The following is a 21,421-nucleotide window of genomic DNA, read 5'->3' as shown; positions in this document are numbered from 1 at the left end:
GGCTTGCTATGGCACCTATCGATATTGTTGTTCTGGCTGTTATCGGTATTGCGTTTGTCGCGGTATGCGTGCGCATCTACCGCAAGGGCACCTGCGCCGACTGTGCTCAGGGTGGCGTTTGCACAGGGCATTGCTCCAACAAAAAGACGTGTGCCGCACTTAAGGGCGTGGACAAAATCGCCGAAGACTTGGGCCGCGGTATTCATTAGTCGAACGGCGCTTGGGCATGTATGACTGCAGATACGGCAGTTGCTGATACGATAGGTGTGTTAGCAACTGCCGCCGAGCGGCTCAAACGAAAGGAACCCTGTATGGAGTCCTGTGCCTACCCGATGCTCTTTAGTCCGATCAAGGTCGGTACGACCGAGGTTAAGAACCGCGTCTTTATGCCGCCGGTATCTACCAACCTGGCCGATCACGGCTATGTGACCGACGACTTGGTCGATCATTACCGTGCCCGTGCCAAGGGCGGCGTGGGCCTCATCATTACCGAGGTCGTGACGGTTGAGCCCACCTATACCTATCTGCCGGGTGACATGTGCTGCTACGACGACACGTTTATCCCCGGCTGGGAAAAGCTCGCCGCGGCCGTCCACGAGTATGGCTGCAAGATCATGCCGCAGCTCTTTCACCCCGCCTACATGGCCTTTAACGTTCCGGGCACGCCGCGCCTGATCGCTCCGTCCTTTGTGGGCCCGTCCTATGCCCGCGAGGCACCGCGTCCTATCACGGTCGATGAGATTCACGAGCTCACGCATCAGTTTGGCGACGCTGCCGTACGTATGCAGAAGGCCGGTGTCGATGGCGTCGAGGTCCATGCGGCACACGCCCACGGCATGCTCGGCGGCTTTTTGACTCCGCTCTACAACAAGCGTACCGACGAGTACGGCGGCTCGCTCGACGCTCGCATGCGCTTCTTGCTCGAGGTCATCGCCGAGATTCGCGAGCGCTGCGGCAAGGACTTTATCATCGACGTCCGCATCTCGGGCGATGAGTACACCGATGGCGGCCTGACCCTCAACGACATGATCTACGTCTCACGTCGCCTGGAGAAGGCCGGCGTCGACATGATTCACGTGTCGGGCGGTACCACCATCAAGCGCGGCTCCGCGATTCCCGCCGCCGGTACCCAGCAGGCCTCGCATGCCGCCTGCTCGCGCGAGATCAAAAAGCACGTCAACATTCCCGTCGCCACCGTCGGACGCATTAACGAGGCCTGGATCGCCGAGGAGCTGATTGAGGACGGCGCTGCCGACATCTGTATGATGGGCCGCGCCAATCTGTGCGATGCCGAGTTCTGCAACAAGGCAGCCGCTGGCAACGCCGACGAGATCCGTCCCTGCATCGGTTGCCTGCGTTGCCTGAACGGCATTATGTTTGGCAAGCGCATCTCCTGCACCGTCAACCCGGACGTGGAGCACGACGAGGCTGGCTACGAGCCTGCCGCCGAGGCCAAGAACGTACTGGTTGTGGGCGCCGGTCCCGCGGGTATGGAGGCAGCCTACATTGCCGCCAAACGCGGTCATAACGTGGTGCTCGTGGATAAGCAGGACGAACCGGGCGGCGAGATGCGCATCGCAGCCGTTCCGCCGGCAAAGCAGGAACTCACCCGCGTGATCAAGTATCAGTACCGTCGCCTGGCCGAGGCCGGCGTAAAGTGCGTCTTTGGCACCGAGCTTACTGCCGAGGACATTCAGCGTGACTACGCCGGCTACGAGGTCATCCTGGCCTATGGCGCCGAGCCTATCGCCCCGGCCTTCATGCAGGGCTTTAAGCAGGTTATGACGGCTGACGACCTGTTGGGCGGCAAGGCTTTCCCGGGCAAGAAGATCGTCATCGTGGGTGGCGGCACCGTTGGCTGCGAGACGGCCGATTACCTGGCCCCGTTGGTCAACGACCTGTCGCCGGCCAACCGCGACGTCACCGTCATCGAGATGACCAAGACGCTCGCCGCCAACGAGGGTGGCGCCGGCCGCGCGGTGCTCATCACGCGCATGCTCTCAAAGGGCGTTCACGTGCTGACCGAGGCCAAGGTGACCGAGATTACCGAGGATACTATCAGCTACGAGAAGGACGGCGAGGTCCACACCATCGCCGGTGCCGATACGCTGGTGCTTGCTATGGGCTATCGTCCCAATACCAAGCTGGCCGACGACCTGGCTGCAGCCGGTGTTGCCGCCCACGTGCTGGGCGACGCCAACAAGTGCGGCAACATTCGCGACGCCATCGGCGATGGCTACAAGGTCGCCTGCGAGCTCTAGTCAACCCCCTGTTGCATGGGGACAGGTTGCTTTGCACTAACTTGGTGCATGTGAACCTGACCCCATTGCACCATTTGATAAAACGCAAGCGACGGCCGTCCCGTGTTTGGGCGGCCGCCGCTTGCGTTTTATCAAAGAAAGATCATTGCCGAGCCTTAAATGCCTTTTGTCTGTGTGCCTTCCACAATCATGTTGCGGTTGTAGGCCAGGTGCAGATACATCGCATCGTGATCGATTGAGCCATACGAAAGCGAAATTATGCGTCTTAATTCCGTACGCAAATCAAGATGAAAACCGTTTGCGTCTCGGATAAATCAGTACGCAAACGGTTTTCGTCTTATATCTTGAAGGCCTACAGGCGAAACGATTCGGCAACGGTGGAGGTCGACCGGTTTGAGTATGGCAGGCTGACGCTCGAAGGCAGCAACGTAACGTTCGACGCGCTCACGTCGGCTCGCCAGGACTTGAGTTTTCACACGCTCGAGCATAAGTGTGTTGAACATCTCGGCATTTCTGAGCTAACGCCGGATATTATGCGCACGCTTCGCTTGCTCGGCAAAGATGGCTATACCAACGCTGCGGCGATTTTGGCGGATAAGAATGATTTTCCGGGCATCGACTGCGTCCGTTTTGGTGATACCGAGGATGTAATACTTGGATCGCGAGGCGGCGACAAATATATCCGCAATTGAGCAGGTGGACAGGGCGGTGGCTATGTTTGCACGCTACTACCGTTATGAGCGTATCGAAGGGATGGAGCGCGTCCAAACCGATCGAATTCCTCTCGAGGCGTTTCGCGAAGCTGTCGCAAACGCTTTGGTGCATCGGACGTGGGACGTTCGAGCTATTGCAACCCGCATAGCGCGCCTTGATCATCAACCGTCCGTATTTCGCAGCAACTTATAACAGGCTCGGGGTGCCAATTTGGGGTGCAGTAGTGCTGCGCCACGAAAAGGGCCTATCTACTACGTTTAAGCCGCAGGGGTCAACCATAGTCGGCTTTTTCGAAAATCGACAAGCTGCCTACCTGCGGTTTTGTTTCCACGGTTTTTGGTATGGCCGAGGCTATCCGTGTTAACGTAGTAGATGGGCCACTTTTGTGGCAAAGGGCCGATCTGCGGGCTAGGGCAGCTAAAAGAGCCCCGTCCCAAAAAGACTGATTGGGAGCTGGGGCGTGTCGATGCGATAGTATTGCATGGTGGTATTCGACTAACCGAGGCTTCATCCGAGGGCTTTATGGAACAGCACCAGCATAATCAAAGCTTGCAAGATCAGGCATACAATGCACTGCGCTCCAAGATCATCTATGCCGAGCTCAAGCCCGGCACGCGCCTTTCGGCGATTGGTCTGGAAAAGGAGACGGGAATCGGGCGTACGCCCATTCGCGAGTCCTTTGTGCGCCTGCGTGAGCAGGAGCTGGTGGAAACGCGTCCCAAAAGCGGCACCTACGTCTCTAAGATCAGCATGGAGCGCGCCGAGAACGCCTGTTTCTTGCGCGAGAAACTCGAGCGAAGCGTACTCATTAAATGCTGCTCGGTCGCCACGCCCGAGCAAAAGCATCGGCTCGATCAGATTCTTGCCGAGTCCGAGTCGCTCGACCATGGCGAAACGCGTCGTTTCTTTGACCTGGACAACCTGTTCCATGAGACGTGTTTTGAGATTGCCGGCCGTCACATGTTGTGGGATTGGATGAAGAGCGTCAATACGCATTTTGAGCGATACAACTGGTTGCGTATGGTGTCGCAGGATCTAGATTGGGAGCCGATTCGTCGGCAGCATCGCCGGATTCTCGAGGCCATTAAGAGGGGCGATACCGACGCGGCGAGCTATCTGGCAGAGACACACCTGCACCTGATGCCCGAAGAGCAAGGTCCGGTTATCGCCTTACATCCCGATTATTTTGAGCTGTCCAAAGACTCGGCTATCTAGCCCATTATCGCATCTGCTCGAGACGCAAAAACGATGCTGTTCACCTACAGCGTTTTGCAACCGAGATTTTTAAAAAATGCCTAAAATGGCTCAGACTGCCGACAATGGGGAAACGGGGTGCGCTATGGCGCAGATGAGAATCAAGGACATTGCCGTCGAGGCGGGTGTGAGCCCGGCCACGGTCTCGCGCTATCTCAATAACCGCCCCGGGCAAATGACCGAGGAAACCCGTGCTCGCATTGCGGAGGTTATCGAGCGTACCGGCTATCGCCCACGTGCCGCCGCGCGCAATCTGCGCAGCTCGCGTACCAACCTCATCGGCGTGATCTTGGCCGACATCGCCAACCCGTTCTCCAGCGCCATGCTCGAGGGCCTTTCCGCCAGCGCCGCCGCGCGCGGCTGCTCGCTCATGACAGCCATTAGCGGCAACGATCCCGCCAAGGAGGCCGAGTCGCTCACCAGGCTTATCGACGCTGGCGTGGACGGCCTGGTCGTCAATACCTGCGGTGGTAACGACGAGGCGATCGTCGCGGCAGCGGGACGCCTGCCCGTTGTGCTGCTCGACCGCGACGTTGCCGACGGCGGTGTCGATCTGGTGACATCTAACAACCGTGAGCTGGTCGCCGGCTTGGTAGACGCCTTGACCGCCGCTGGCAGCGAGTGCCTGTGCCTGCTCACCGAGGCAAGCGACGACAGCCCCGTCCGTCGCGAGCGCGCCGAGGCCTTTACCGACGAGCTTTCGCGCCGCGGCCTTTCCGGCGAGGTCGTCACCCTGGCCGATGGCGGTGCCACGGGCGTCGGCCGCCTGGACGAGACCATCCGCGGCTATGCAGGAAAAGAGCTCGGCCTCATTGCCGTCAACGGCCTGGTTTTCCTGAGCCTGACCGAGGCGCTGGCTCAGCTTGGTCCCTCGCTGCCGGCGGGGCTCAAGATCGCGACGTTTGACGACTGTCCCTGGAACCATGTGCTCTTTGGTGGAGTCACCACGGCCGCGCAGGACACCCTCACCATCGCCGAGCGCGTGGTCGATCGCCTCTCCGAGCGTATCGACGTTGTTACCACCACCGTGGGCGATGCCGCAAAGCTCGCCCCTAAGCGCATCGAGGTTCCCGGCCACATCGAACACCGCGCTTCGACCTCGCGCTAGCCGCTCGTTCGTAACTGCCTGTTCGCGCACGTTTTTTGGGCGCTTGATACGCTTTAACCCTGAGGAAACATTTTTCTGCGATAGTATCTGCGATATAGACCAGTCGAAACCCGCCCGAAAGAAAGGGGAGCGACATGAACCAGCAGAACATCGATTACGTACTCCGTTCCGTAGAGCAGCGTGACATCCGCTTTGTGCGTCTGTGGTTTGTCGACATTCTCGGCCGCCTCAAGAACTTTGCCATTAGCCCCGAAGACCTCGAGGTCGCTTTTGAGGAGGGTATTGGCTTTGACGGCTCCGCCATCGAGGGCTTTGCCACGCCCGAGGAAGCCGACATGCTCGCGTTCCCTGACGCCTCGACCTTCCAGATCCTGCCGTGGCGCCCGAGCCATAACGGCGTCGCCCGCGTGTTCTGCGATGTGTGCACTCCCGATCGCAAGCCGTTTGCCGGCGACCCGCGCGACGCCCTGCGCCGCATGTTCTATAAGGCCGAGAAGGCCGGCTACCTGCTCAACGTGGGTGCCGCGCTGGAGTATTACTACTTCCCCGACGAGCACACCCCCGAGCCGCTCGACAACGTGGGCTACTTCGACCTTTCGGTGAGCGATGCCGCTCGCGACCTGCGCCGCAATACGGTGCTCACGCTCGAGAAGATGTCCGTGCCCGTGGAGTACACCTTCCACGCCGCCGGCCGCTCGCAGCACGGCATTAGCTTGCGTCACGCCGAGGCCCTGAGCATGTCCGACGCCATCACCACGGCCAAACTCATCATTAAGCAGCAGGCCTACGAGAGCGGTTGCCACGCCTCCTTTATGCCCAAGCCGCTGGCGGGCGAGGACGGCAGCGCCATGTTTTTGCATCAGTCGCTGTTCGACCACGACGGCAACAACGTCTTTTGGGGCGAGGACGACGAGAAGTACCACCTCTCCGATATCGCCAAGCACTATATGGCCGGCATTCTGGCACACGCGCGCGAGATCAGCGCCATCACCAACCCCACGGTCAACTCGTACAAGCGCATCACCACGGGCGGCGACTCCGTGCCACAGTACGCTACGTGGGGCCTGCGCAACCGCGCGAGCATGGTCCGCATCCCGGTCTACAAGCCCGGCAAGCAGCTGTCCACGCGCATCGAGCTTCGCAGCCCCGATCCCATGGCCAATCCGTACCTGGTCAACGCCGTCACGCTGGCGGCTGGTCTGGACGGCATCGAGCGCAAGCTGGAACTCCCGCCCGAGGCAACGGCCGAGACGCTCAAGCTTACCGACCGTCAGATGGTCGAGGCCGGCTATACGCCGCTGCCGCGCTCGCTCAAAGAGGCGCTCGACGTGTTTGAGGACTCGCAGTTTATGAAGGATGCCCTCGGCGAGCACATCCACAGCTTCTTCCTCAAAAAGAAGCGCGACGAGTGGCATAAGTTTGAGTCCACGATTACCGAGTGGGAGATCAAGCACTACCTGGCGAACTCCTAATCGCGCTGGTTCGTTCCAGTACGATTGAGCTCATTTCCTTGGAGGTCGATATGTCCGAAAAGAGTGCCCTGTTCATGGCGCGCACGACGCGCTTCCACGAGTTTGCCCGCAGCTTGACGACCACCCTGGGTGTCGAGGTGAGCCTGGCAACCCCCGATTCGCCGACTGCGGCGCATGACTTTGACCTGCTGATCCTCGATTCCGATGGCATCCGCAGCGACCGCATCGATCAGATTGCCAAATGGCTCGACGACCGCGGCGGCGTTCCCATGTTGGTAATCGTCGACGACGAGGCGCTCGGCACCCTGCGCCTGCCCAATCACGCGCATGCCGACTTTGTATGCCCCACGGCGACGCCCAACGAGCTCAAGGCTCGTGCGCAGCGCCTGATGGGCGAGGAGGAGACCGTCGCCGCCGACGATGTGCTCAACATCGATAACCTTGAGATTAATCTGGCTACCTACCAGGTGACACTCGACGACGAGCCCATCGACCTGACGTTGATGGAGTACTCGCTGCTGAGCTTTTTGGCGACGCATCCCAACCGTGCTTACAGCCGCGAGGTGCTGCTGCACCGCGTGTGGGGCTTTGAGTACTGCGGCGGCACGCGCACCGTCGACGTGCACATTCGACGCATCCGCTCCAAGGTGGGCCCGCAGATCGCGGCGCACATTACCACCGTCCGCGGCGTGGGCTATCTGTTTAAGGACTAGCTTTTCACCGCAAAGGGGGCAGGCGCCTTCGTGGTGGTTTTGCCGCATGCGTGGATCCCTTTCGAGTTTGCAGCAGAACTTAAGCATTCCTTAAAGATTGCGTTCTCATACACGTTCGCCCGCATATTGGGGTACAACTCAACGTGAACAATGATGGCCCGCCACATGTTTGGCGGGCCTTTGGTTATTAGACGAAAGGATCGCAGTCATGAGCGAGAACGATTCCCAGCGTCCCCAGGATGTGGGCAACGCTGGCGAGACCCAGCAGCAGCCGCGCGTGCAGGTGGAGTCGACGCCTGCCGACGGCAACATTCCCTACGTGCAGGCCTACGACACACGGACCGGCCAGCCGCTGGGTGGTCAGCAGGTTGTAAACAAGCACACGGTGGTCAAGACCAAGACCAAAAAGCTGCCGATCTTTATTACGGCGCTCGCCGGCTGCGCCTGCGGCGCCCTGCTGGTCATCGCGCTCATTATGAGTGGCACGCTCAACATTGGCGGCGGAAAGAATGTCGTGACGGCGGGTGCTTCGGGTTCATCGACGCAAAAGATTACGATCGACTCCGAGGACACCACGCTTGCCGAGGCCGTTTCTGCCAAGGCCCTGCCCTCCGTCGTTTCCATCACCGCCACTTCGAGCGGTAGCCAGAATGGATCGCTTTCGCAGTCTGCCGACGAGTCGGATGGTTCGGGCAGCGTCGGTTCGGGCGTGGTGCTCGATACCGAGGGCCACATCCTCACCAACAACCATGTGGTCGATGGCTATGACCAGTACGTGGTTACCATGGACGACGGTACCACCTACGAGGCCGAGTTCGTGGGCAACGACGCCTCGAGCGACCTGGCCGTCATCAAGCTCAAGGATGCTGACGCCTCCAAGCTCACGCCGATCGAGATTGGTGATTCCTCCAAGCTCAACGTGGGCGAGTGGGTCATGGCGATCGGCTCGCCGTTCGGCAACGAGCAATCTGTCTCCACGGGCATTGTGTCGGCGCTGTATCGCTCCACGGCCATGAGTTCTACCAGCGGCAGCACCATCTACGCCAACATGATCCAGACCGATGCCGCCATCAACCCGGGCAACTCCGGCGGCGCGCTCGTTAACGACAATGGCGAACTCGTGGGTATTAACTCTCTTATCGAGAGCTACTCGGGCTCCAGCTCGGGCGTGGGCTTTGCCATTCCGGTCAACTATGCCAAGAACATCGCCGACCAGATTATCGACGGCAAGACGCCGGTTCACCCGTACCTGGGCGCCACGCTTTCGAGCGTCAACGCGCTCAACGCCCGCACTAACAATCTCGGCACCGATAGCGGCGCGTATGTGGCAAGTGTCGTCGAGGACGGTCCTGCCGCCAAGGCTGGCATCCAAGAGGGCGATGTCATCACCAAGCTGGGTGACGATGAGATTACGAGCGCCGATGGCCTGATTATCGCGCTGCGCAGCCACGAGGTGGGCGAGAAGGTCGAGATCACGCTCGTGCGCGGCAAGGAAGAGAAAAAGGTCACGGTCGAGCTGGGTTCTGATGAGGAGCTGCAGAACCAGCAGCAGAACGACAGTGCGACCGACACCGGCAACGGCGGCATTACCGACGAGCAACTGCGCCAGTACCTGGAAGAACTGCTGGGCCAACAGGGTCAGGGGCAAGGCTACGGTCAGGGTTTCTAACGAGCTGTATCGCACATATCGAAGCCAGAGGGGCTGTTCCGCCAGCGCGGGACAGCCCCTCTTCTCTTATTGATCCGTTGGGGACGGAGGAAAACGGATCATTTAGAAATGGCAAGGGCATGGTTCGGAAGGGCTTGGACAGTTAGTTCAGATTTGTATAAAACGGGTGCGGTCTGAGGCGTGTTTTGAACGGTTTTGAAATGAAAGACGGGCCGAGATGGGTGTCTCGAAGACGGAAGCAAACCTAATTCGCCGTCCAGAACGATTGATTGGGGCGAAAAGACGGTATTTCAGCTCGATTCGGCGCGCGTAATTATACAAATCTGAACTAACTGTCCAACCCTGGTCCGGTCGCTGCCAATTCGGTGCGGTTTGAGACTGCTATTCGGCCCCATCGCGACCGGTGGTACTCTTGTATCCGTTTGAAATCGAGCGAAGGAGTGCCGCTATGGAGCAATCGAGCCTGTTTGGTGACGGCGTGGACATCGATACCGAAACGCCAGCGAGCACGGATACCGCCGCACCGGCCGATACCCGTGCCCAGGCGGCAGCGCGCGCGGCTGAGTTGCGCCACGAGCTCGATTACCACGCCTACCGCTACTATATGCTCGATGCGCCCGAGATCACGGACGCTGCCTTTGACAAAATGCTCGTTGAACTGCAAGAAATCGAGGCTACCTACCCCGACCTGGTGACGCCCGACAGCTATACCCAGCGCGTGGGCGGCTACGTGAGCGAGCAGTTTACGCCGGTCAAGCACATGGCGCGCATGTATTCCATGGACGATGCCATGGATCTGGACGAGCTCGACGCTTGGCTCCAGCGCACCGAGGATGCGCTCGGTGCCGGTAGCGTCACCTATACCTGTGAGCTTAAGATCGACGGTCTGGGCGTCGCGCTTACCTACCAAAACGGCACCTTTGTGCGCGCCGCCACGCGCGGCGACGGCACCACGGGCGAGGACGTATCGCTCAACGTGCGCACTATCAAGGATGTGCCCATGCACCTATCCGAGCCGGCGCTCGCTCATATGGGCGCCGACCGCGAGCGCACCATCGAGGTACGCGGCGAGGTCTATATGCCCAAGGGCAGCTTTGTTCGCCTGAATGAAGAGGCCGATGCCGAGGGCCGCGACCCCTTCGCCAACCCGCGCAACGCCGCTGCCGGATCCTTGCGTCAGAAGGATCCCAAGGTCACGGCGCGCCGCGATCTGGCCACCTTTATCTATGCCATCGCCGATACCGACCCGCTGCACGTCCACAGCCAGCGCGAGTTTCTGGACTGGTTGCGTAGCGCCGGCTTTAGCGTCAACCCCAACGTGGCTCGTTGTGCCACGCCGGCCGAGGTCCACGAGTTCTGTGCCCAGGCGCTCGAGCACCGCGGCGACTTGGATTACGACATCGACGGCGTGGTCGTAAAGGTTGACAGCTTCCAGCAGCAGCTCGACCTGGGCTTTACCGCTCGCGCACCACGCTGGGCCATTGCCTTTAAGTTTCCGCCCGAGGAAAAGCAGACCATCCTGCGCGAAATTCGCATCCAGGTGGGCCGCACCGGTGTGCTCACGCCGGTCGCCGAGTTCGACCCGGTGACGGTTGCCGGCTCCACCATCGCGCGCGCCACGTTGCACAACATCGACGAGATCCGCCGCAAAAACGTGCGCGAGGGCGATACCATCATCGTGCACAAGGCGGGCGACGTTATCCCCGAGGTCGTGGGTCCGGTGCTCGACAAGCGCCCGGCCGATTCGGTCGACTGGCAGATGCCCGAGGTCTGCCCCGTGTGCGGTAGCCCCGTGGTCCACGAGGATGGCGAGGTGGCTTACCGCTGCGTGTCCATCGACTGCCCCGCACAGCTCAAGGAGCGCCTGCTCCACTGGGTGAGCCGCGGCTGCATGGACGTCGATGGCCTAGGCGACGAGATCGTCGACAAGATGATCGCCGCCGGCCTGATTCACGACGTCGCAGACTTCTACCAGCTCACGGTCGATGACATCGCAGGCCTGGACACGGGGCGCACCTATGCCAGCTCCAACAGCAGAAAGGGCGTTAAGAAGGGCGACCCCATTCCGGTAGGCCTCAAGACGGCCGAGAAAATCATCGCCGAGCTCAACAAGTCCAAGAGTCAGCCGCTCGGTCGCGTGCTGTTTGCCCTGGGCATCCGTCACGTGGGCAAGAGCGTGGGCGAGGTCATCGCCGAGCGATTCCTGTCGATTGACAAGCTTATCTTGGCGAGCGAAGAGGATATTGCCGAGTGCGAGGGCATTGGCCCCAAGATTGCGGCGAGCGTCAAGCAGTTCCTGGCCGTGCCCGAGAACCTTGCCGTCCTGGAACGTCTGCGCCAGGCGGGCCTGTCGCTCGAGGTCGATTTGGGCGCCGCGCACGCGCAAGCCGCAGCCGACGCTGGCGTGGCGGGCAAGCTCGCCGACGCACAGCCGCTCGCGGGTCTGACCTTCGTGCTCACCGGCACGCTCGTCAACCGCACGCGCGACGAGGCGGGCGCGGCGCTCAAGGTGCTCGGCGCCAAGGTTTCGGGCAGCGTATCAAAGAAGACGAGCTATCTGGTCGCCGGCCCCAAAGCGGGCTCCAAGCTCACCAAGGCCGAGCAGCTGGGTGTGCCCGTGCTGGACGAGGACGCACTCGAGCAGATCCTGGCTACCGGTGAGGTGCCCCAGGCTTAAGGCATCAATAGCCAAATTGAAGAACCGCCCGAAAGCGCGATGCCTTCCGGGCGGTTCTTACTTTGTTGGGGAAACCGGCATCGTGATCTGCGTCACGTAGGTCGCGGGGTCGTCGCTGATGATGTCGTCAATGAGAGCGATTTCGCATTGCCCCGCTACGCTGCTAACTTGTCAAAAGCCCCGCGCCGGTTGAGCACGGTAAACGCGACAACACAGATGACTGCCGACAGAATCGACCCGCACGGCGAGGCGATGCCCATGGGAAACAGCGTGTCGGAATAGGCGTTCGACAGCAGCCACGCGCCCGGCACGCGAATGAGTGCCACGGCCAGCACGTTGTGCGCAAAGCCGATGTAGCTCTTGCCATATGCAGCGAAAAAGCCGCTAAAGCAAATGTGGATGCCGGCAAAAATCGCGTCGAAAATATAGCTGCGCATATAGCCGGTGCCGGCAGCGACTACTGCAGCGTCCTTGGCAAAAAAGCCAATAAACGCCGGCGCCACCAGCCACATCAGCACCGTGATCAGGCAGCCGTACACCACCGAGATGGTCATGGCGTCTTTGAGCACCTGACGCGCACGGTCGCCCTTGCCCGCGCCGGCGTTTTGCGCCGTGAGTGCGCTGACGGTGGCGCCCATGGAACTCGGTACAATGAACAAAAAGCTGATCATCTTTTCGACCAGGCCCACGGCGGCGGCGTCGACCAGGCCGCGATGGTTGGCGATGACGGTGATAAACATAAACGCCACCTGGATGCAGCCGTCCTGCACGGCCACGGGCACGCCGATCTTAAGGATGCTGCCGAGCACCTCGGGCTGGGGACGCAGGTCGCTACGCTTAACGTGGATGTTCGTACGGCGGCTCTTAAGCCACACGAGCGCGAGGGCAACGCTTGCCGTCTGGGCGGTTACCGTGCCGAGTGCCGCACCCACGGGGCCGAGCCCCAAGTGGCCGATAAACAGAAAATCGAGCGCGATGTTGATGATGCACGCCACGCCGATCACGTACATGGGCGAGCGCGAATCGCCCAGCCCGCGAAAAATGGCCGAGAGGATGTTGTATGCGGCGATAAACGGAATGCCGACAAAGCAGATGCGCAGGTAGGCGGCGGTTCCTTCGACTGCCTCGGCTGGCGTCCCAATAAGTGCCACGATCTGCGGGCACAGTGCGAGCAGGATGGCTGCCAGCACTACCGAGACACCCATAAACAGCGTGATGGTGTTGCCGATGACGGTCTCGGCGCGATCGAAGCGGCGCGAGCCCACGGCGTGGCCGACGATAACCGTCGTTCCCATGGCCAGACCCACGAGCGTCACGGTAATGATATAGAGCGTCTGTGCGCCATTGCCCACGGCGGTGATGCCGGCGGCACCGCTAAACTGCCCCATCATGTACAGGTCGGCCATGCCGTAGAGCATCTGCAAAAAGTACGAGAGCATATAGGGCAGGGCAAAGACCGCGATGGTCTTAAGGACATTGCCGCGTGTGAGGTCGTGTTCCATAGGTGGGGCTTTCTGGCTGGGTCTGTTTCCGTACCAGTGTAGTGAAAACCCTACAACGATTGTAGAGTCAAGGTTTGTGTGTTGAGGATGGGCTTGGGAAGCCGGTCTTGCTCAAAGCGACCTGTCCTGTCGTACGGGTGTCGGCATGATTCTCTCGTGGGGGTATTATGTTTTTCGAAGAATAAAACGCCGCGTGAGGGGAGGGCTGCGTGGACGGGCACGTGCAGCATGACGGTTTTGGCCGCGATATCAACTACCTGCGCATCGCCGTTACCGACAAGTGCAATTTCCGCTGCATCTATTGCATGCCGGCCGATGGCGTGGCGCCCCGTGCACACGACGAGTTACTCAGCGCCGAGGAAATCGCCCGCTTTGTGCGCTTGGTGGCGGGGGAGGGCATTCGCCGCGTGCGCCTGACGGGCGGCGAGCCGCTGGTCAGCCGCCGTATTATTCCGATTATTCGCGACATCCGCGCGATCCCTCAGATCGAGGACATCTCGCTCACCACCAACGGCGCCCTGCTGCCCAAGCTGGCGCCGCAGCTCAAAGATGCCGGGCTTAACCGCGTCAACATCTCGCTCGACACGCTCGACCCTACGCTCTTTGGAAAGATCACGCGCCTGGGTCGGCTCGAGCAGACCATGGCCGGCATCGACGCGGCGCTGGCTTGGGGCTTTGAGCCCGTTAAGGTCAACTGCGTTGTTGTGCGCCGGCTCAACCAGGATGTGGCGGCCCTCGCGCGGCTCACGCTCGACCGTCCCATCCACCTGCGCTTTATCGAATATATGCCCATCGGCGACGAGCACACGAGCTCGCATTGCGCTGTGGACCCGCATGCGCCCGCGCTCAATCCCGAGCTGTGGGACGCGAGCGATACCGTGCCGAGTGACGAGCTGCGGGCGCGCATCAATGCCGGGGCCACCGCGACGGGACTGGGCGAGCTCGAGCCGCTCGACATCAACGATGCTCCTGCCGGCGCGGGCCCTGCGCGCTATTGGCGCTTTCCGGGCGCGGCGGGAACGGTTGGCTTTATTAGCGCCATGTCCAACCATTTTTGTGCGAATTGCAACCGTCTGCGCCTGACGGCCGATGGCAACGTGCGTCCGTGCCTGTTTAGCGATGCCGAGTATTCGGTGCGCGACGCCCTGCGCCGTGGTGATGATATGCAGGTACTTTCGGTTTGGCGCGATGCCGTGGCCCACAAACCGCAGGAACACGCGATAATTGAGGGCACGCAACGATTTATGTCCCAAATCGGAGGATGATCATATGGCCAAGAGCAGGTACGCCGACGCCACCAAGGCCGCTCGCAGGGCCGCGATGTCTGCCCACAAAGTCGCGGCCGCGGCGAATGCTGGCAACGCCGACGCGTCCGCGCAGCCGACTTCCAGCGCGGCCACCGAACCCGCCCGTGACGCACGTCGCAACGAGCTGACGCACGTGGATGCCAAGGGCGAGGTGCGCATGGTCGATGTGTCCGACAAGGCCGAGACTCATCGCATCGCCATCGCCGAGGGCACCATCCTCATGCATCCCGAGACACAGGCCATGGTGCTGAAGGACCGCGCCAAAAAGGGCGACGTGCTTGCCTGCGCGCGCGTGGCGGGCATCATGGCCATCAAACGCACGAGCGACATCATTCCCATGTGCCATCCGTTGCTCATTACCAAGAGCAAGTGCGACATTGCGCCCATCGCTCCGGCGGGGACGCCGGCCGAGGACGTGCCCGAGGGCTGGGCACCGGCGCGCGCGGACGGGCAAGTTGGCTTTCACGTACTGGTTACGGCCGGCGTGACGGGCAAGACGGGTATCGAGATGGAGGCCCTGACCGGCGCGAGTGCCGCGTGCCTAACGATCTATGACATGTGCAAGGCGGTTGATCGCGGTATGGAGATCGTCGACGTGCGCCTGTTGCACAAGGAGGGCGGCCGCTCGGGCGTGTGGGACCGCGCAGAGCGTCAGGCTGCTGCTGTTGAGGCCGTGGCCACTGACGGTGCCGCACCCGCGAGCGCACCCGTCGCCGTCGCGCCCGCAGCTCCGACACCGGCCGTCCCCGCGATCGCGTTTATCGGCTACCAAAACTCGGGCAAGACCACGCTCGTCGAGAAGGTCATTGCCGAGCTCACCCGCCGCGGCCTGCGCGTGGGTTCGCTCAAGCATCACGGGCACCACGGCTTTGATATCGACGTGCCCGCTAAGGATACCTGGCGCCATCACCAGGCCGGATCCAAGCACGTGGGCCTCATCTGCGCCACGCGCTGGGCGGAGTACGCCGACACGCGCGAGGAGGACGAGATGCCCGCGCGCGAGCTGCTGTCGCGCTACAACGATGTCGACGTGGTGATCATCGAGGGCTACAAGACCGAGGATTTCGACAACATCGTGGTCGCGCGCTCCGGTGTCGACCGTCTGCGCGGCAAGAGCTCGCTCGACCTGGTCGACGGCCGCACGCTGGCCCTTGCCTGCAACGAAGCCCTGGCACGTCAGGCCTTCGACGCAGGCTTTGCGACCCGGGCCATCAACATCAACGACGCCCGCGCCATCTGCGACCTTATCCAAGACCACCTTTAAGGCTTGGCGCTGAACCTGCCAAAAAGGGACAGGTTTATTTTGGCAGGTTCTATCTGGGCAAACGTCATTTCCACCACAAAGGGGCCAGGCACCTTTGTGGTGGTTTTTGCTTTGGTAGATTTTTGTGACATGCCTTACAATCTACCAAGTAGTTCATGACGGGCGAAAAACGGAGAGAAGGGTCCTGATGCGTCCTTAATGTTTCATGCGGATAGATTGATTTGGCAGACGGCGGCGAATGTCCACCGCCCGTATTCGTATGAAACGAGGAGTCTCCGTGCTCGTATCTCTTCTCTCAAAACCTCACCCTTCGTTGTCCGCGCAGGCTAAGCACCTGGTGGCAATGCGCTTCCTCATATATACCGGCTTTCAGACCAGCTACTTTATCGGTGTTATCGGAACACTCACCTATGCGGACGGCGCTTCGGTCGTTGCGACATCGCTGGCCGTCCTGTTTATGAACGTCTTCGTGATCCTGGGATCCTTTGCGGGTGGAGCGGCGCTTGACGCTTGGGGTCCGTGCCGGCATTTCCGGGCGAGTATCTTCGGCACGTTGGCAACCGACGCGGCAATCCTCGCCTGTGGCAGCGCGACCGGAACAGTCCTTGCCGCCGCGGTGCTCCTGGGCTTTGTGATAGGATTCGCCCAGCTCGTCGCCACGTCCTATCCGGCGTATCTCACCGACGACCCCGTCGAGCTCAAAGACATCAACTCCGCCATCACCATGTCCTCCAACGTGAGCATTATCGTCGGCCCCATACTGGGCGGCTTTGTCGCGGCGGCTGCATCGTCACACGCGGTGTTTTTGCTCATGATGATCTTTACCGTACTGGCGCTCGTCGCCGGTTGGGGCTTTAGGCCGCAAGCAGGTCGCGTCGCCGCGCGCAAAAGTGCTCCCGCGGATAGCAGCACAACGGCAAGTACTGCCAATCAAAGCTCCGACTCCAATAAATCCACCCGCGTCACCTTCGTGACCAGCATCAAGACAGTCTTTACCAACAGCGTCCTCGCCCTGCTGTTCTGCATTATTTTCCTTTCGAACTTTGGCTATGGCGCCTTCGATCCACTGGAGTCATTCTTCTACCGTGATGTCCTGCATGTCGGTGTCGAGTGGATGGGCTGGCTCTCGTCTGCCTGCGGCGTGGGCGCGGTGCTGGGCGCCGTGGTCGCGCTCCGCTTGCCGCCGCACCTGGTCAACCTTAAGACGCTGCTTGTGGCGCTTCTGTCCGTGGGCCTGGGAAGCCTGCTCTACGTGGGAACGCCGTACGTGGGCGTAGCCCTCGTCGGCCAGATTGCCCTGGGCGTGGCCTGGGGCTTCGTCAACCCGCTCCACAACACGATCGTGCAAACGACGGCCCCGCTCGAACAGCTCGGTCGCGTCAACTCGGTCATGGGCTTTGGCAACATGTTCGCCGGCGTGGCGCCGCTGGCGATTGCCCCGTGGCTGGCGGCGACGTTTGGCGTGCAGCAGACGCTCATCGGGGCGGGTATGGTCGTGACGGCGGTTCCCGCGGCACTGCTGCTGTTTGGACGCTGGCATTTGGATCGTGCCGCAAAGCAGTAAAAACCATCACAACATTCGATGAAAATCGCGATTTTGCCGAATAACGTCGAATGTTGTGATGGTTTGCGCCCCGGGTCATGCCATCCTGCGGATCCGGCCATCACAAAGGGGCCAGGCACCTTTGTGGCGGTTTTCGCTATGGACGGTGCGGTTTCGCTGCAGAACCGCCAGCCCGCCGCCTGCCAACCGCCACCCTCGTTACGTTTTCGCTGCATTTGGGTAAAGCGCCTGCTCCAAGCCGGCGTTGCCTTGTATACTAGAGCGGTTTAACTGTTATGCGGAAGGGAGCGCCTATGGCACTCAGCGAGAAAGACGTGCGCGGTATCGCCGAGTACGCAAAGATCGCACTGACCGATGACGAGCTCGCCCAGATGACGTCCTACATGAACGATGCCGTCCAGATGCTCGAGCCCGTCTTGCAATATGACTTGCCCGACGTGGAGCCCACGTTCCATCCCATCGGAAGCCTGTCCAACGTGATGGGCGATGACCTGCGCGAGCCCGAGCGCGACCTGCCGCTCGACGTCGCGCTCGAAAACGCCGGCAGCGCGCGCGACCGCTACTTCCGCGTGCCGTCCATTTTGGGAGAGGGGGAGAGCGAGTAATGGCGCAGAGCTTCGATTCCCTTACCGCTGTCCAGATTGCCACGGGCGTTGCCGCGGGCGACTTTACCGCTACCGAGGTGGCCCAGGCCTCCCTTGCCGCCATCGAGGCGCGCGAGGGCGGGGTCCAGGCATTCCTGCAGGTGGCGCCCGAGCTCGCGCTCGAGGCCGCCGCGCGCGTAGATGCCGATCGTGCCGCAGGTAAGCCGCTGCCCCCGCTCGCGGGCGTGCCGCTGGCCATCAAGGACAACATGAACCTTGTGGGCACGCGCACCACCTGCGCTTCCCGCATGCTCGAGAACTACCAGAGCGTCTACACCGCCACCTGCGTCCAGCGCATGCTCGATGCCGGCTGCCTGCCCATGGGCAAGGCCAACATGGACGAGTTTGCCTTTGGCAGCTCCACCGAGAGCTCGGCGTTCCACCGCACCAACAACCCCTGGGATACCGAGCGCGTGCCCGGCGGCTCCTCGGGCGGCTCCGCTGCCGCTGTCGCCGCGGGCGAGGTCGCGCTCTCGCTGGGCTCGGACACCGGCGGCTCCATTCGCCAGCCGGCGTCGCTGTGCGGCGTGGTGGGCTTTAAGCCCACGTATGGCGCCGTGAGCCGTTACGGCGTGGTCGCCTTTGGCTCGTCGCTCGACCAGGTGGGCCCCTTCGGCCGCACGGTCGAGGATGTCGCGCTGGCCATGAACGCGCTTACCGGCGCGGGCCACGATCCGTACGACTGCACCAGCCAGGATTGCGCCGTCGATTTTACCGAGCATCTCAACGACAGCATCGAGGGTAAGCGCGTGGGTATCATCCCCGCGTTTATGGAGGCCGAGGGCCTGACGCCCGAGGTCAAGGCCGCTGTTCAGCGCGCCGCCCAGGAGCTGCAGAACCAGGGCGCCGAGCTGGTCGAGGTCGACCTGCCGCACCTGGATGCCGCCATCGCCGCCTACTACGTCATCGGCCCGGCCGAGGCGTTCTCCAACCTGGCCCGCTTCGACGGTATTCGCTACGGCTATCAGGAGGAGGGCTGCGCCAACCTGTCCGACCAGAGCTCGCTGTCGCGCGCCCACGGCTTTGGCGCCGAGGCCAAGCGCCGTCAGATGCTCGGCGCCTACCTGCTGAGCTCGGGCGTGTACGACAAGTACTACTACGCTGCGCAAAAGGCCCGCACGCTCATCACGCAGGACTACGACACCGCGTATGCCAAGGTGGACACCATCCTCATGCCCGCTTCGCCGCGCACGGCCTTTAAGTTTGGCGAGATCAGCGACCCCACGCAGATGTACCTCTCCGACCTGTACACCATCTCGCTCAACATTTGCGGCAACGGTGGTATCTCGGTGCCGCTGGGCTTGGGCGAGGATACTCAGCTGCCCGTTTCTGCCCAGCTGGTGGGTCCGGCGTTTAAGGACCGTCAGCTGCTCACGTTTGCCCGCGCCCTGGAGCGCGGCTTTGCCGATGCCGCCACGGGTGCGCCCGCGCTTTCCGTCGCACCCGATTTTGCCGGGAAGGGAGGCGAGCTGTAATGAAGGAGCTTTCCGAGGTCCTGCAGGATTGGGAGGCCGTGATCGGCCTGGAGATTCATACCGAGCTCACCGCACTCGATACCAAGATGTTCTGCAACTGCAAGCTCAGCCACGATGACGAGCCCAACGCCAACGTGTGTCCGGTGTGCTTGGGCCTGCCCGGCGCCCTGCCGGTGCCCAACAAGCGCGCCATCGAGAGCATCGTTAAGGCCGGCCTCGCCACCAACTGCGAGATCCAGCGCCACTCGATGTTCTACCGCAAGCACTACTTCTATCCCGATATGGCCAAGAACTTCCAGACCACGCAGGGTCCGGTCGCCTTTGCCATGTACGGTCACCTGGACCTGGACGTGACTGGTCGCGGCGCTGCAGAGCGCCCCGATTGCGCGTTTGGCGAGGCCGAGGCCCAGAGCCTGGCGAGCGCCTCGGCCAACGCCGAGGGCCTGTCTACATCCATGACGTCGACCATGCGCGAGGGCAATCAGCGTGCCGGCCATCTGGCCAGCTATGACGCGTCCAACCTGCAGATGCCCGAGCGTCGCGAGGACGGTTCCTACACGGTGCCCATCCGCATTCTGCGCATCCACATGGAGGAGGACGCTGCCAAGATGGTGCACGTGGGCGGTGCCGAGGGCCGCATTACCGCCGCTGCCGAGTCGCTCGTCGACTACAACCGCTGCGGCACGCCTTTGATCGAGCTCGTCACCGAGCCCGACTTGCGTACGCCTGAGGAGGCTCGCCTGTTTATGGAAAAGCTCCGTCGCATCTTTGTGACGCTGGGCATTTCGGACTGCTCCATGGAGAAGGGTTCTATGCGCTGCGACGGCAACGTGTCGCTGCGCCGTCGCGGCGAGACCAAGCTGGGTACCAAAACCGAGCTTAAGAACCTCAACTCGTTTAAGAGCCTGCACGACGGCCTTGCCTACGAGATTTGCCGCCAGGCCGAGGTGCTCGAGGAGGGCGGCATTATCTATCAGGAGACCCGCCACTGGGAGCCCAGCCGCAAGCGCACCGTGGTCATGCGTGTGAAGGAGACGGCCGACGACTATCGTCTGTTCCCCGACCCCGACTTGGCGCCGTTCGATCTGGACGACGAGTTCATCGATCGCTGCCGAGGTGAGATTCCCGAGCTGCCCGATGCCAAGCGCGCCCGTTTTGAGGCCGATTTTGGCATTAAGGCGGCCGATGCCGAGCAAATCGCCGGTGACCCGGAGTTTGCCGAGTTCTTTGAGGCCTCCGCTGCCGGTATGGCTGGCAAGGAGGCCCAGACGGTTGCAAACTTGCTGGTGAACGAGATGATCGCCTACCTTAAGGGCGCGGGCGTGTCGCTCGTCGAGTCCGGCATCGCGCCGGCTCAGGTGGCAGCGCTTGCCAAGCTGCTGGCGACCGATGCCATCAGCTCCAACCAGGCTCACGAGGTCTTTGAGGCCATGGCCCAGACCGGCGACGACCCCAACAAGATCGTCGACGAGCGCGGTATGCGTCAGGTGAGCGATGCCGGCGCGCTGCAGCCGATTGTGGACGAGGTGCTGGCAAACTGTGCCGAGCAGGCACAGCAGTATCGTGACGGCAACCAGAAGGTCATCGGCTTTTTGGTGGGCCAGTGCATGAAGGCGAGTCGCGGCAAGGGTAACCCAAAGCTCTTCAACGAGTTGCTGAGAACGTCGCTCTCGTAAGCGGGAACCGAGGGGCCGGGCGCAGGGCCTTGCCTCTCAATTTCGGACAGTCCTGACTCACGACGGAGGCGCCACTGGCGCCTCCTGTTCGTGCGGAACTCATTGAGAGGCAAGGCCCTGC

At 61.6% G+C, this 21,421-nt stretch carries 16 protein-coding genes; 15 read left to right on the top strand and 1 reads right to left on the bottom strand.

Annotated features, from left to right (window positions below):
• The first annotated feature begins 8 nt into the window (after positions 1-8).
• From ACQQ92_RS05615 to ligA, 9 genes are all read left to right on the top strand, one after another.
• A complete protein-coding gene (locus ACQQ92_RS05615) occupies positions 9-209 on the top strand; it encodes a hypothetical protein (RefSeq protein WP_117634210.1) in 201 nt (66 codons plus the stop codon).
• 102 nt (positions 210-311) lie between these two features.
• Positions 312-2,261, top strand: coding sequence for an FAD-dependent oxidoreductase (locus ACQQ92_RS05610; protein WP_427795996.1), 1,950 nt, complete (start codon positions 312-314; stop codon positions 2,259-2,261).
• Between the two features lie 344 nt (positions 2,262-2,605).
• Positions 2,606-2,953 (top strand): hypothetical protein, encoded by a 348-nt coding sequence (locus ACQQ92_RS05605; RefSeq protein WP_427795995.1) that lies wholly within the window; start codon positions 2,606-2,608, stop codon positions 2,951-2,953.
• A gap of 571 nt (positions 2,954-3,524) precedes the next feature.
• Positions 3,525-4,190 carry a GntR family transcriptional regulator gene (locus tag ACQQ92_RS05600; protein WP_427795994.1) on the top strand — a complete coding sequence of 222 codons (666 nt, stop codon included), beginning with the start codon at positions 3,525-3,527 and terminating at the stop codon, positions 4,188-4,190.
• A 124-nt stretch (positions 4,191-4,314) separates the two neighbouring features.
• A complete protein-coding gene (locus ACQQ92_RS05595; RefSeq protein WP_427795993.1) occupies positions 4,315-5,337 on the top strand; it encodes a LacI family DNA-binding transcriptional regulator in 1,023 nt (340 codons plus the stop codon).
• Positions 5,338-5,471: 134 nt separating this feature from the next.
• Positions 5,472-6,809 carry a glutamine synthetase family protein gene (locus ACQQ92_RS05590; protein WP_427795045.1) on the top strand — a complete coding sequence of 446 codons (1,338 nt, stop codon included), beginning with the start codon at positions 5,472-5,474 and terminating at the stop codon, positions 6,807-6,809.
• Positions 6,810-6,859: 50 nt separating this feature from the next.
• Entirely contained in the window at positions 6,860-7,522 is a 663-nt protein-coding gene (locus ACQQ92_RS05585; RefSeq protein WP_161145500.1) for a response regulator transcription factor, read from the top strand.
• A 208-nt stretch (positions 7,523-7,730) separates the two neighbouring features.
• Positions 7,731-9,191, top strand: coding sequence for a S1C family serine protease (locus ACQQ92_RS05580; protein ID WP_427795992.1), 1,461 nt, complete (start codon positions 7,731-7,733; stop codon positions 9,189-9,191).
• A gap of 448 nt (positions 9,192-9,639) precedes the next feature.
• Positions 9,640-11,868: an NAD-dependent DNA ligase LigA gene (gene ligA / locus ACQQ92_RS05575; RefSeq protein ID WP_427795991.1), complete on the top strand. Its 2,229-nt coding sequence runs from the start codon at positions 9,640-9,642 to the stop codon at positions 11,866-11,868.
• 155 nt (positions 11,869-12,023) lie between these two features.
• On the opposite strand, the gene ACQQ92_RS05570 is transcribed toward ligA, so the two are convergent.
• Complete coding sequence (locus tag ACQQ92_RS05570) at positions 12,024-13,370, bottom strand: MATE family efflux transporter (RefSeq protein WP_427795041.1); 1,347 nt, start codon at positions 13,368-13,370, stop codon at positions 12,024-12,026.
• A gap of 209 nt (positions 13,371-13,579) precedes the next feature.
• Between ACQQ92_RS05570 and moaA the strand changes: the two genes are divergently transcribed.
• The 6 genes from moaA to gatB all read left to right on the top strand — a co-directional run bounded on the left by moaA (position 13,580) and on the right by gatB (position 21,300).
• Entirely contained in the window at positions 13,580-14,635 is a 1,056-nt protein-coding gene (gene moaA / locus ACQQ92_RS05565) for a GTP 3',8-cyclase MoaA (RefSeq protein WP_427795990.1), read from the top strand.
• A gap of 4 nt (positions 14,636-14,639) precedes the next feature.
• Entirely contained in the window at positions 14,640-15,941 is a 1,302-nt protein-coding gene (gene mobB / locus ACQQ92_RS05560) for a molybdopterin-guanine dinucleotide biosynthesis protein B (protein ID WP_427795989.1), read from the top strand.
• A gap of 277 nt (positions 15,942-16,218) precedes the next feature.
• Positions 16,219-17,505 (top strand): MFS transporter, encoded by a 1,287-nt coding sequence (locus ACQQ92_RS05555; RefSeq protein ID WP_427795988.1) that lies wholly within the window; start codon positions 16,219-16,221, stop codon positions 17,503-17,505.
• A 293-nt stretch (positions 17,506-17,798) separates the two neighbouring features.
• Entirely contained in the window at positions 17,799-18,110 is a 312-nt protein-coding gene (gene gatC / locus ACQQ92_RS05550; protein ID WP_035136890.1) for an Asp-tRNA(Asn)/Glu-tRNA(Gln) amidotransferase subunit GatC, read from the top strand.
• Positions 18,110-19,624: an Asp-tRNA(Asn)/Glu-tRNA(Gln) amidotransferase subunit GatA gene (gene gatA / locus ACQQ92_RS05545; RefSeq protein ID WP_427795987.1), complete on the top strand. Its 1,515-nt coding sequence runs from the start codon at positions 18,110-18,112 to the stop codon at positions 19,622-19,624. Before gatC ends, gatA begins: the two co-directional genes overlap by 1 nt.
• Positions 19,624-21,300: an Asp-tRNA(Asn)/Glu-tRNA(Gln) amidotransferase subunit GatB gene (gatB, locus tag ACQQ92_RS05540; protein ID WP_427795986.1), complete on the top strand. Its 1,677-nt coding sequence runs from the start codon at positions 19,624-19,626 to the stop codon at positions 21,298-21,300. Before gatA ends, gatB begins: the two co-directional genes overlap by 1 nt.
• Positions 21,301-21,421: the final 121 nt, after the last annotated feature.

The sequence above is a fragment of the Collinsella sp. SGI.241 genome (assembly GCF_050312955.1).
Taxonomy (GTDB): domain Bacteria; phylum Actinomycetota; class Coriobacteriia; order Coriobacteriales; family Coriobacteriaceae; genus Collinsella.
The sequence above is the reverse complement of the archived record's forward strand: the minus strand, read 5'-3'. Positions and strand labels throughout refer to the sequence as shown.

Bases quoted from the DNA above. Each gene is read 5' to 3' on its own strand.
- gatC (WP_035136890.1), top strand. From the start codon at position 17,799: ATGGCACTCAGCGAGAAAGACGTGCGCGGTATCGCCGAGTACGCAAAG.
- ACQQ92_RS05570 (WP_427795041.1), bottom strand. From the start codon at position 13,370: ATGGAACACGACCTCACACGCGGCAATGTCCTTAAGACCATCGCGGTC.
- gatB (WP_427795986.1), top strand. From the start codon at position 19,624: ATGAAGGAGCTTTCCGAGGTCCTGCAGGATTGGGAGGCCGTGATCGGC.
- gatA (WP_427795987.1), top strand. From the start codon at position 18,110: ATGGCGCAGAGCTTCGATTCCCTTACCGCTGTCCAGATTGCCACGGGC.
- ACQQ92_RS05590 (WP_427795045.1), top strand. From the start codon at position 5,472: ATGAACCAGCAGAACATCGATTACGTACTCCGTTCCGTAGAGCAGCGT.
- ACQQ92_RS05610 (WP_427795996.1), top strand. From the start codon at position 312: ATGGAGTCCTGTGCCTACCCGATGCTCTTTAGTCCGATCAAGGTCGGT.
- ACQQ92_RS05585 (WP_161145500.1), top strand. From the start codon at position 6,860: ATGTCCGAAAAGAGTGCCCTGTTCATGGCGCGCACGACGCGCTTCCAC.
- ACQQ92_RS05580 (WP_427795992.1), top strand. From the start codon at position 7,731: ATGAGCGAGAACGATTCCCAGCGTCCCCAGGATGTGGGCAACGCTGGC.
- ACQQ92_RS05595 (WP_427795993.1), top strand. From the start codon at position 4,315: ATGGCGCAGATGAGAATCAAGGACATTGCCGTCGAGGCGGGTGTGAGC.
- ACQQ92_RS05615 (WP_117634210.1), top strand. From the start codon at position 9: ATGGCACCTATCGATATTGTTGTTCTGGCTGTTATCGGTATTGCGTTT.
- mobB (WP_427795989.1), top strand. From the start codon at position 14,640: ATGGCCAAGAGCAGGTACGCCGACGCCACCAAGGCCGCTCGCAGGGCC.
- ligA (WP_427795991.1), top strand. From the start codon at position 9,640: ATGGAGCAATCGAGCCTGTTTGGTGACGGCGTGGACATCGATACCGAA.